11 protein-coding genes and 1 pseudogene are annotated in these 9,502 nt (G+C 38.1%); 7 read left to right on the top strand and 5 right to left on the bottom strand.

The window, feature by feature from the left end:
• Both K6984_RS25385 and repC read left to right on the top strand, forming a co-directional pair.
• A partial coding sequence (locus K6984_RS25385; protein WP_221897960.1) for an AAA family ATPase occupies positions 1 to 732 on the top strand: 732 nt, incomplete at its 5' end.
• Complete coding sequence (repC, locus tag K6984_RS25380; RefSeq protein ID WP_221897959.1) at positions 732 to 1,577, top strand: replication protein C, IncQ-type; 846 nt, start codon at positions 732 to 734, stop codon at positions 1,575 to 1,577. The genes K6984_RS25385 and repC, both read left to right, overlap by 1 nt.
• 320 nt (positions 1,578 to 1,897) lie before the next feature.
• On the opposite strand, the gene K6984_RS25375 is transcribed toward repC, so the two are convergent.
• On the bottom strand, positions 1,898 to 2,740 hold the full coding sequence (locus tag K6984_RS25375; protein ID WP_221897958.1) for a hypothetical protein: 843 nt from the start codon (positions 2,738 to 2,740) through the stop codon (positions 1,898 to 1,900).
• 164 nt (positions 2,741 to 2,904) lie between these two features.
• On the opposite strand from K6984_RS25375, the gene K6984_RS25370 reads away from it, so the two are divergent.
• The 4 genes and pseudogenes from K6984_RS25370 to K6984_RS34970 all read left to right on the top strand — a co-directional run bounded on the left by K6984_RS25370 (position 2,905) and on the right by K6984_RS34970 (position 5,051).
• A complete protein-coding gene (locus tag K6984_RS25370; RefSeq protein WP_221897957.1) occupies positions 2,905 to 3,306 on the top strand; it encodes a plasmid mobilization protein in 402 nt (133 codons plus the stop codon).
• A 10-nt stretch (positions 3,307 to 3,316) separates the two neighbouring features.
• The gene (locus K6984_RS25365) at positions 3,317 to 4,483 is read left to right on the top strand and encodes a toprim domain-containing protein (protein WP_221897956.1); all 1,167 of its coding nucleotides are present in this window, start codon (positions 3,317 to 3,319) and stop codon (positions 4,481 to 4,483) included.
• Between the two features lie 141 nt (positions 4,484 to 4,624).
• Positions 4,625 to 4,888 (top strand): annotated as a pseudogene (locus K6984_RS36650) (VapE domain-containing protein); the annotation flags it as partial.
• A gap of 34 nt (positions 4,889 to 4,922) precedes the next feature.
• Positions 4,923 to 5,051 carry a hypothetical protein gene (locus K6984_RS34970; protein WP_263458596.1) on the top strand — a complete coding sequence of 43 codons (129 nt, stop codon included), beginning with the start codon at positions 4,923 to 4,925 and terminating at the stop codon, positions 5,049 to 5,051.
• A gap of 104 nt (positions 5,052 to 5,155) precedes the next feature.
• On the opposite strand, the gene K6984_RS25355 is transcribed toward K6984_RS34970, so the two are convergent.
• Complete coding sequence (locus tag K6984_RS25355; RefSeq protein ID WP_221897955.1) at positions 5,156 to 5,425, bottom strand: hypothetical protein; 270 nt, start codon at positions 5,423 to 5,425, stop codon at positions 5,156 to 5,158.
• Entirely contained in the window at positions 5,373 to 6,455 is a 1,083-nt protein-coding gene (locus K6984_RS25350; RefSeq protein WP_221897954.1) for a transposase, read from the bottom strand. The genes K6984_RS25355 and K6984_RS25350 overlap by 53 nt, the downstream gene beginning before the upstream one ends.
• Positions 6,456 to 6,603: 148 nt before the next feature.
• On the opposite strand from K6984_RS25350, the gene K6984_RS36645 reads away from it, so the two are divergent.
• Positions 6,604 to 7,047 carry a VapE domain-containing protein gene (locus K6984_RS36645; RefSeq protein WP_420831716.1) on the top strand — a complete coding sequence of 148 codons (444 nt, stop codon included), beginning with the start codon at positions 6,604 to 6,606 and terminating at the stop codon, positions 7,045 to 7,047.
• 1,183 nt (positions 7,048 to 8,230) lie between these two features.
• Here the strand turns inward: K6984_RS36645 and K6984_RS25340 are convergent.
• Both K6984_RS25340 and K6984_RS25335 read right to left on the bottom strand, forming a co-directional pair.
• Positions 8,231 to 9,091, bottom strand: a complete 861-nt coding sequence (locus K6984_RS25340; RefSeq protein WP_221897952.1) for a hypothetical protein — start codon at positions 9,089 to 9,091, stop codon at positions 8,231 to 8,233.
• Positions 9,092 to 9,225: 134 nt separating this feature from the next.
• Positions 9,226 to 9,375 carry a hypothetical protein gene (locus K6984_RS25335; RefSeq protein WP_221897618.1) on the bottom strand — a complete coding sequence of 50 codons (150 nt, stop codon included), beginning with the start codon at positions 9,373 to 9,375 and terminating at the stop codon, positions 9,226 to 9,228.
• Positions 9,376 to 9,502: the final 127 nt, after the last annotated feature.

Below are 9,502 nucleotides of genomic sequence, written 5' to 3'. Positions count from 1 at the left end.
CTCGAAGATCCAGTTGAGATTATTCATCAACGATTTTTTAATATCGCTAACTCGTATAGGAAAAATATTAGAGAAAAAGGAATACAAAATGTTGATGGTGAAAAAATACATAAGGAGTGGGATTTTGATGAAGAGTGGGTAAACGATGCTTTATCTGGTGTCACTTTTCATGCACTGCATGGTAAACAAGCTACTTTTTTAAATGATAAAGGTGAGCAAACAGTTGACGGGGACTGGGTTATTGAGGAATGTAAAAAAGTGAGGGGGGTAAAATTAATTGTTTTTGATACACTTAGACGTTGTCATTCAGGAAATGAAAATGATACAGGTGTTATGTCTCAGGTTTTGAAATGGTTTGAATTTATTGCATCTATAACTGGAGCTGCGGTGATTCTTATTCATCACGAAAATAAACTCGGTCTGAATGATTCAGATGCAGGTATATCAGCGATCAGAGGTGCTTCAAGCATCGGTGATAATGCTCGTTGGGCTGCGCGAATGAGAAGAATGGGAAAAGAGGAAGCGGAAGAGCGTGGTATTGATACAGAAACTAATAAGTATAAAAAATATATTAATATGGGTTTACCTAAAATTAATTATGGTGATGATGCGGAAGACGCATGGCTCTTGAAAGATGAAAATGGTGTTATGTTTAAAACAGAGTTGCCTCCGATCATTAATAAAAAGGAAGGTAATAAAATTAAGTATGATAGAAATAATGGGCGATTGTAATGAAAACAGTAGTAAAAAAATCAGACTATGCAAAGGTTGATCCTGCATTTTTTGTTGATGGTCTTTTTGTTCCTATTGCTGATAAAGATAAGGCAATTAACATAGTCCATGATTGGGATGGGGGGATTATTGAGTTTAGAGGAGTTCAATTAGGCGCTGCTCATCAGTCTGTACTGTTAGCTATTTGCGCGCGGGTAGGCAGGAACGGTGAATTGATTGTTAAAGATGATTTTAGGCATTTTAACGGAATCAACTTGTTAAAGGTTGGTGATGACGCTCAGACGGAGCCGTTGGCCATTGTTGAGGTTAATGCTGCTAATTTATTGACTGATGCAGGGCTGGGTCGGTCTGGAGCAAATTATAAGCAATTATCGTGGTATTTGACTGATCTACAAACTTTAGTTGTACATAGAAAAATGAAAGGCTCTAATCGTGGTGCTAATTCAAATGTAATTAGTAGCGAATATAAAGATGATAACTTTAAAATTTCTTTAAATTGGAGGCTTGCAAATGCGATTTTAGGGGAAGATGGAGGGGGTTTCATTCAGGTTTCGCTTCATGAGCGTTTTAAAATGAAAAGTCCTGTCGCTAAAGTCTTGCATGCCTGGTTATCATCTAATATAAGACCAGGGAAAGCCTTGGGTTACGGGGGAGGGGTAATGATAGACTCATTGATGAGTCATGTTTGGGGTGAAAGTAAGGCGAGCAAACAAAGTGTTAGTAATAAAAGAGATAGGTTGAAAGAGGCGATAAAGGAAGTAGGTTCGCTTGGTGGTTGGAGTTGTGTCAAGGATGATGATGTAAAAAATAAGTATCACATTTCGAGGCCAAAAAAAATTAAATGACTTTGTTGGGTTGGTACTTTATACGTAAATGGCGTGTACTTTATACGTAAATGGCGTGTACTTTATACGTAAATGGCGTGTACTTTATGTTTTTAAAAAATCGCTCTATATACTGTTATATATGGCGTGTAGGATTTTTTGTTTTTTCTCTTCTACTAGTACCTACAAGTAACTAGTAGTATCTAGAAATACTTGTAAAGAGTCTTTTGCTTTCAGCTTCAAGACAACTGATTTATTTAAAATCGTCGTAAAAAGGGCAGGAGGGGAATTGATAGTTTTTAAATTATTAAAACAAAAGAAACATCTCCCTGTAAGATAGTTTATATTTTGTATATTTCAATATTTAACTCTTTTATTTCAAGCAAGCACTCTCCATAAAGGTTGGGTCTGTTGTGTTTGTTTGCTGGCTCCATAGAGGCTTCTGATGGATTTTTTGAGAATATGATTGATATGTTTTTGATTCTGAAGTTTTTCGCTCCCTGAGTGCCCTTAGCTCTTAGGTTTAAAGCAAAACCAGATTTTACTCGACCAATGATTTCTTCTTCAATTAGATTAAATTCTTTTTCTTGTGATCTTAATGTTTTTAACCGACCCTCGTAATTAGCAATACGTTTGTATTGTTTATTCTTTGTTGAATTATCTAGTGATATTTCAAGTTTTTCAATTTTGTATTCAAACAGGTCTTTTATGTCACGATGAGAGACTTCTGAAGACCTATATGCGCTGGTGTAACTGTATGTAATGCTGTTAGCATTGAAATCAATAACTGTCGGTTTTGCTGTTGATCTTTGCCCGGAACTAGGTCTTTTGCCATTTTCATTTTTTAGGTTTTGCTCTTTTATTTTTTCTTTTAGGTACTTATTAAATAATGTTCTTGAATCATCCAGGGTCTTTATGAAATCGGAGTGGTTAAAATCACGCGTAGCAATAATTAATGTTCTCCCTCTTTTTTTGATATTTTCTAGGTCTTCCTCAGATTCTATATGTGCTGGCGTGGATTCATTATCAGCTAGAAAGAAAATTTTAATGCTTGGTTTATGTAATAATTTGCTAATCTGATATCTTTCAATTGAAATCATATCTGAATACATTTCGCGCCCATCGTCATCAAGTGAAGGCATTAAAGGTGTAAGTAGTTTTTCGAGTGAATATTTTTGTGTCATTTTGTATTTCCCTTGTAAGGTTCGATTTTCACATGGGGCTGGTTAGGGCTCGCCCTAAAACCCCGCTTTCTGGCAGGCCATTTGCATGGAGCTAAAAACACGTATTGTATGACTGAAATTGATAAAGATGCTTACCACTCATCTGGTAAAAAAAGAAAAAAGTAATGCTGGATAGCGATGGTAATCCAGTTCTCAATGATAATGGTAAGACAATTCCCATTATCGAACCGAAACGCACGGAAGTTATTCATGTTCGCCTTTTCCCTGATGAAAAGGTTTTACTTGATGAAAAAGTAAAAAACTCAGGTCGGTCGGTATCCGAGTTAATTAGGCTTAGCCTGGATAAAGTTAAAACTTTATCCTTAAAAAATATCGAAGATGAGCGTGAAAAAATCAGACAAATAGTTCGTATTGGTAAAAATTTGAATCAGATTTCTCATTGGTGTAATGCATACACTGATGAAATCAGTGCTATTGAATTATTCATGCAATTAAAAGCGATAGAAAACGAATTAAATCCACTAATATCAAATCCCCTCCTGCCCTCTTTGCTTTTGAAGACGTGAGGGATTAACTATGATGATTAAGTTTATAAATCGTGGTACTGGGCCAGGTAAAGGAGCTATTGATCAAAGAGTTGGAGTTGAAGCATCAGGAGGAGCGGGAGATTTTAACAGAGCAATTATCTCACTTAACAAGGGAAGTAGAGCTTTTGAGCAAACAATATCAAAATGTAGTGAAATTATTAAGGGAGGTATTGATAGAGTGATTAAAAATAGCGATGCAGAACTGGATCTATTTAAAACAGAAATAAACCTGGCTGAATACGCTGCATGTCATGGTTACCAAGTGGTTAAGCGAAAATCTTCAAAAGGATTTATAGTTATGGGTAAGTCTGAAAATTCACAGAAAATTACGATTTGCACAGCTGCAGACGGCCATGGTATTTATTTTGAAAACCCGAATATGGGTGCAAAGACTGTTATTGATATGTGTAAGGAGGAAGAAAACTGTAATTTAGGTTATGTACGTAAAATTTTAAGAAAATTTGCGGGTCATCCTGATATTAAAAATCTTCCTGAGCTGAAAAAGCCTCAAAAGACGGAAAAAGATTTAATTAAAGTTAGATCTGAAGTGTCGGTAATGAAGGTTTTGGATGTAAAAAATAGTTATCTTAAAAGTCGCGGTATTTCAGAAGAAACGCTGAAAGATAAGCGGTTTTTAGTACTTCAGGATGAGCCATGGAAAAATGTTACTTTCATTCATTACAATAAAGATAATGAAGTTTGTGGGTACGAACAAAAAAATAAAGGAAAATCTGCGGTTTTTGATGCAAATGGAAATACAGGAAAAAGTTTTACTTTTTTTAGCAAAGGCGGCGAGAAAGGGATTTGGAGGTCAAATAATATAAATAAGGCTGAAGCGGTGGTTATTTGTGAGGCGGGAATAGATGCACTGTCACATGCGGAACTTAAGGAGACGGGCGCAGACGTAGCGTATATGAGTTTTTGCGGTCAGATGAGTGATGAGCAGCTTTTATTAATCAAAAAACTAAGTAATGGTAAGAATATTGTGATTGCGACTGATAATGACAATTATGGAGATGTTTTTGCTGAAAAAATAGAAAAACATGTTAAAGGTGTTGCTTTATCTGTCGAACGAGATATTCCTGAAGGGAAAGATTGGAATAATGATTTGAAAGAAGAAAAAACAACCTCAGAAAGCATTAAGAGTGCTTTCTGAGGGTTATTGGGGCATTTATTAAGCTTCTTTCGGTAGGTTGACTGTATTGTACTGGATGAATTTAAGCAGATAGTTGAACATATAGTGCAAGGTCCCTTTAAGAATAGATCAGAGGGCTATGATTTGTTAATTGATATTATTATGTATAGATGGCTAATACAATGCTGTGCGGCCGCTGATATGGCAAAGCATGAAGGTAAGCATCCAGATGCTATCCCCAAATATGAATGTGTGCTGGTGCTAGGTGGAGATCAAGGACTCCATAAAACTTCATTTATTAAATACCTACTCCCTGCGGAACTTCATAAATACATAAAAGACTCTGTTCGCCTAGATACAAAAGACCGGGATTCTATGCTTAATATTCTTAGGTGCTGGATACCTGAACTTGCAGGCCTAGACCCTGCGTTGAAGAAGAAAGGTCGGGGAGTCGCTATTTTTGCGAAAGCTTGTTTTGGGCATCCCAGCCCAAGCAAGCAGCAAAAACTTAACGCGACCACTTATGCCTCCGGCGGCCCCGATTCGTCCTCGTCACCTCGTCCCGACCCAACAAGGGGTCGGAACATAGGCTCCAAATGACTTGACGCCGTGTCGGATGGCCTTTTATTTTGTCTCCACCTTCGCTAACGCTCAGACTCCGACAAAACAACGGCCCTACGGCTATCGCGGACATCAGTGTTCCCCTATCAATTGAGGCCGTGAAACTAACCTCGCCACAAGAGAGCTCATAAAGCACTGTAAAGACATTCCTGTTATTATTGCGTTTTGAACTGCCCGAATGGTATACGAGCTGATACGAGATATTCTTGCCTGGAAAAATAATGGATTCACAAAACGATCTCGTTTTTGAGCCTGTTGCTGCCTTATCTCCAGAGCCTCGCTATATTTTTTATCCGATGGATGAATCAATTCTGGCTGTTGTGTTTTTGAAACTCTCTTCAAACACGCGCATTAAATTATAGCTCATTGCAGTCAGGCGCATTTGATTTTCAAGTGAGCGGGTATTGGAAGACCAAGCTTTAGTTTCCTTGAAATTACTTTTAGTGTTATTGAATGTCTTTTCAATCGTCCATCGCTTGAAATACAGCATGGCAATGGTTCCAGGGTTAATAGTCATTGGCAAGGTTGTCACAAACCGGTGAAGTTTTCCGGTTTCTGGATCACGGTAATCCACCACGTTAAATTTGATGCCCTTGTTTTCGTACACACTGTATGCTTCAACCCCTGTATTGATCTCATGGCGGGAGTCAAAAGGGATAGACTCAACCAGAGTCGCAATTGAATTTTCTTTTAGCATTGAAATCATGTAATTAGCATGTCGTTTCTGCCGATCCCACCAGACAAAGTCGGTGACGGCTTTATCGTAGACATAGAGATGTTTCTGAGAGCTGTTATTTCCCTTGTTTTGCTTTTCAATATGATCTCGTAACACAGGTATTTCTTGATGCCTCTGAGTTCCGTTTGTCACCAGACAAAGAAATCTGAGCAACCCACTTCTGAGATTCAACGCGTAAATCCCCCCAGCCGCATAAACTTTCCCCTTGCTGTTTTTTTCAGTATGGCAGGCATGATCAATAAAATGTCCATCCGCTGCTTCTATGGTGTATTCGTCAAGTTCCGGGAATGCTTTAAGATAATCAATGCCTTGCGACAGCAGTGTTTCAGCGTGAAGATGATAGCTCTGCTGTTCAAATGCCTCAAGCATACTTGTTCGTCTATGCGACTTCAGTGATTTAAAATACGTTGAGTGGGGAAGCAGCTGGCCATAAATCTGTTCATTGGTTTGGAGGAAATGGCGACCACTATCGACTACACTGATACAGCGTAATAACCCAAGGCGAATAAAGTCGATATCCTTCAACTCTGGGCATGAACGAGCCCACAAAGGATGACGCTCTGCTAACAGGGCACGTTCCATACTTTCATTGCAGTGTTGGTGAATATGTTCAGAGAGTGGTAGGTCTTTAAGCATGGGTGATATCCGTTTATGAGGTGATTAAAACGGAAATTTTTAGAAAAATTTTTTCGGCAATTGCAAGCTTTATTTGAAATTATTTGTTGTTTTTTTACGGTGCCTACAGAGTGTCTATTTTCTGTTATAAGTGATTAAAATCAAAAAGATGGAAATATTCGAGTGGTGCTACCTTCAGGTAGGTTATAGGCTGCTTTGTTTAGGTACTTCTTCTTTCAATGGGAACACTGATGATCGCGGACTAAAAATCTTCACTTCGCTTAGGCTACGTTTCCCTGATTTTCAGCGGCTGCCCGAGTTAAAAGGATTTTTGGCAAAAGAGGTGGATGAAATAAGATTAACGTACGCTAGAAAACCTACAATCATACGTAGGCATGTATCGTGTATGACTTCTGTTGAGGGAGAATATCCACCCAAAGGTGCTAGGTGGGATAGAAGGCTTCTACCCGTTATTGCTAAAGGTCGGTTAGATTATCCACGTATTTCTAATTTTGATTATACAGACTTGTGGGCGTTTATATGGCATGCCTATACACATGGGGGCAATGGTGGCTTACGCCCGAAGAAGAGGCTCTACGTGCGGAAATCTTAGGCTATCCTGACAATAGGTCATTGAAAGATATAGTTTTGGAGGTGTTTGAGTTTACTGATGACAAAACTGGTGAGGTACTTAGTAATAGAACAATTAAAATGACTAGCTCCGAGATAATAAATGAGTTACCTAAGAATATAATAAATAACAGATCGAACCAGATGGCTGTAAAAAAAGTGTTAAAGGGTCTTAATGTGAAGCACAATAGGAGGACTTATTTTATGCCGCCTTTAAGTAAAGCTGATAGCTCAATCCATTAGAGTCAGATTCCCTTGTATTTTCTTATATAAGGGAATCTTCATATATCGAGTATACGCTAAAAAAAGTTACTTTCCCCTAGGGCTGAGAGTCTGCTAAATTAAAGGTCTACTCAAATTGCTCTGATGAACAAGCGATTGGTTATATTATACAGTTTAAGGGATTGCAGTAATTAAACCAAAAGGGAAACTATGGTTTTCCCAACCATGATAATTTATCCTAATTGAGCAAGAAATTGATTTCATTCACGTTTAATAATTAGTTAAAATGAAGTCATACGCGTGTTATCCCCAAAGAGGAGTAACTATAAAACCCTAAATTGTAAATGTAATGTTTTCGTATAAATATCCATAGGTTGTACATGATAGTAGCCCTAGTCTTTGATTATAAAAGGATTATATATATAGTACAATCTATATTATATTGTACACTAAATAGCGTTTTATTATGAAGTTTAAAAAGCTACTTCCTCCCTAGGGTAAAGAGTCCCCAGAATACTGTTGCTTGTTGCAATAAGCCAACTCTTTATTTTGAAATGGTTTACCGTTTAATCTTTGTTTTCTGTAACAGCTATAACAAACCACATACCACACACCCAAATTAGTCAATCGCTTATTGGTGGGCATGTAAGCCCCTTAAAGACCCACAAAAACCTTTAACGGGTATGTATGATAGGGGGTAGCTGTTAAAGCGCCTTAAAAGCGATATAAAACGCCTTAGCGCGAAGAGCTGGCGCGCCATGTGTGCTGTGAGTTATCCTTTTTAGAGTACTCGGATTCAATTGTAAAAACATCAGGCGCGCCCAAGATAGAAGATTACAGATACGATAAAAAAGTTACTTACCCCCTGGGCGAAGAAAAAAAACAGGTTCATAACCAGGTTTACACAAATACGTATCTTTTGCGACAGAACCCGCCTGTGTGCTTTAATCCGCTGGGATAGATCGTGCCAATTCTAGGAGTCTCTGTTTCACCCCCTCATCCTTAGCCCCGTTTTTCTCAGCATACAGTGTGTACTCTTTTGAATCCGTTGCCCAAGAGACTAAAGATACAGCTGCCCCAGAGTTACTTACATTAACTATATATTCCGCAGGTATACCGTTAACATCCTCATTAATTAACTCCTCAGTCATTTGTATGCGACCATTACTCGTAATATAATCAATCTCACTCAGTTTCACTACTCCCAAATCATCGAATTTATAAAAACGGGATATATCTGTCCATTTTCCGTCATGATTAGAGCCTCCAGTGTGTGCGCCAAGTAGTTCCCCATCATCAAATGGCGTACCCTCTAAGTTTGCGGGTTCTTTAACCAGTTGGTTAGCGGCATCTTCATAAGATAACAACAAATGTTTAAAGCGAGACTCAAGGACTCTAGAAATCGTACGTACATTTGATTCCTCAGCTGACGCGTATCCTCGTTCTGCCATCTCTTCAACAGCCTTCTTTGTCAGATCTTTAAATAGTTGAGGTATTGGTTGGTCTTTGTATGAAACTATTGAAACCCCCTCCTCCATCGTATCAAAAGAGGGACTTGCTAATGGATCATTTAAGTCTAACTCTTCATGATCACGATCAATCTCCACATACACCTTTGGTTTGCTAGGCACCTCTGGAACATAATCAGTAAAGGTTTCTCTGACAACCTCAGCAGTCCGTGGTTGCATAGTCTCACTTACTGGTATCTCAGGTTTATTGCCCCAACCTGATAATGCATAAGCTGTACCAAATACCAACAGCAATGCAGGTATAAAAATAAAAGCGTGTTCTTTGTAATATGCCATCTTCTCATCCTCTATATTTTTAATGAAACTAGTGAATCCTAGTTTCACATGGTCATTTATCTATACTAATTAAAAATTACAACTGTTACTCGATGTTCAAGTTTTTCCATCCCATTGCCATCAAACTCTTACCTTCACCCAGCAGAACAATACTTTAATGATGCTGTTGGCCCTAAGCGCCCGCTGAAAATCATGGAAACGGAGCTTAGCGAAGTGGTGATTTTTAGCCCCTGATAGGCGACAGGAGTCCCGGAATTTCGTGAGGTAGCATGGCGCGCCTGCACTACAAAAAAATAGGATTATTTTCTTATTCATACTTTCATATTATGTGTATTGATATGCCATAAACAACATGTATACTATAACTTTCATAAAGTATGAAAGTAGCATCATACCTTCATACTTTCGTAT

It is taken from the genome of Bathymodiolus japonicus methanotrophic gill symbiont, assembly GCF_019721995.1.
Classification (GTDB): Bacteria; Pseudomonadota; Gammaproteobacteria; order Methylococcales; family Methylomonadaceae; genus Methyloprofundus.
Note: the sequence above shows the minus strand (reverse complement) of the source record. Positions and strands in the feature narration are given on the sequence as shown.